Here is a 1,059-nt window from a genome sequence, read left to right on the forward strand (position 1 = left end):
TCAATCCAGATGGCTCTATTACCTTCACTCCAGACAAGAAGTATGTTGGAACTCCAGCTCCAGTAACGGTTAGACGGGTAGATAAGAATGGCACTCCAGTGACTGCGACTTATACCCCAACAGTGACCAAGGTAACACCAACAGGAACCGGCGCAACCAGCACAGGCCCTCAGGGTGTTCCACAAACAGGAACTCCAAGCTTCCAAGGTGGTGATCCACTGGTTCCAATCGATGAAACAGTCGAGCCAACTTTCGCAGATGGAAGCAAAGAGAAATCTATTCCAGGTCAAGGAACTTACACGATTGCGCCAGATGGTACAGTGACCTTCACTCCAGACAAGCAGTTTGTTGGAAACCCAGATCCAGTTACAGTGAAACGTGTGGATAAGAATGGCACTCCAGCTACTGCGACCTACAGTCCAGAGTTTACGAAAGTAACCCCAACTGGTTCAGGTGATAAGACAGAGGGCCTGCAAGGTCAGGTCCAAGAAGGTAAAGTGACCTTCACTCCAGGCCATAACTCAGTTCCGTTCCTAGCTGATTCAACTCCACTATTTGACAATGGTACAACTGTGAAAGAAGTGGCAAATGTTGGTAAGTTCGAAGTGGACGCAGAAGGCAAGGTAACCTTTACCCCAGACAAACAGTTCAAGGGTGAAACACCGGAACTTGAATTGACTCGAGTGGATGCCAATGGAACTCCTGTTACAGTCAAGTACCAAGCGGTGGTGAAAGAAGTAGTTCCAACCAGCACTAACGCAACCAGCACAGGCCCTCAAGGTGTTCCGCAAACAGGTACTCCAAGCTTCCAAGGTGGTGATCCACTGGTTCCAATCGATGAAACAGTCGAGCCAACTTTCGCAGATGGAAGCAAAGAGAAATCTATTCCAGGTCAAGGAACTTACACGATTGCACCAGATGGAACTGTAACTTTCACGCCAGACAAACAGTTTGTTGGAAACCCAACTCCAGTCACAGTCAAACGTGTGGATAAGAACGGTACTCCAGTCACTGCAACCTACAGTCCAGAGTTTACTAAGGCGACTCCAACTGGAACCG

General features: G+C 48.3%; 1 pseudogene. It reads left to right on the top strand.

Annotation, left to right across the window (positions count from 1 at the left end):
* Positions 1-1,059: pseudogene (locus tag HMPREF2764_RS02645) on the top strand (hypothetical protein); the annotation flags it as partial.

This window comes from Streptococcus sp. HMSC073F11, from assembly GCF_001810785.1.
Taxonomy (GTDB): Bacteria; Bacillota; Bacilli; order Lactobacillales; family Streptococcaceae; genus Streptococcus.